The sequence below is a fragment of the Neisseria sp. P0021.S005 genome (assembly GCF_051956955.1).
Genome location: NZ_JBQCWY010000981.1, coordinates 1 through 439 on the forward strand (window position 1 = coordinate 1; position 439 = coordinate 439).

The following is a 439-nucleotide window of genomic DNA, read 5'->3' on the forward strand; positions in this document are numbered from 1 at the left end:
GGCTATGAGTCTTGCCGCCACTTGCTCTTGCTTAATGTACGCGAGGTATTGGCCACAGTGACCATGCAAAATATGTGGCTCTACCGCGAACATGCGCAAACCGAAACGCGCGAAGTATTAGAGCAGCTGGTAGCCGTAATGCAGCCTTATGCCGAGCAGGGTGGACGTTTGGCAGAAGTGACCGAATATTTTGCTGATATTTTGAAAAACCGTTAATCAGGACTTTGCACCGACCATAAGGCCGTCTGAAAGGAAATTTTTTGAGCAAGCGCAATCTGTTTTCCGTCGATAAATCTTTGGAAAAGCCCGAACGCGTCCTATTGGTCGGCGTGATGTTGACGGCGGACTATTCCGGCGCAAACGAAACGCGAGAGCGCGGCTTTCAGACGGCCTTGACCGAAGCGGCAGAATTGGTGGGCGCGGCCGGCGGCGATTTGGT

General features: G+C 52.4%; 2 pseudogenes. Both read left to right on the forward strand.

Annotated features, from left to right (window positions below):
• A pseudogene (locus tag ACTHUE_RS20475) lies at positions 1–216 on the forward strand (glycosyltransferase); the annotation flags it as partial.
• A gap of 44 nt (positions 217–260) precedes the next feature.
• Positions 261–439 (forward strand): annotated as a pseudogene (locus ACTHUE_RS20480) (GTPase HflX); the annotation flags it as partial.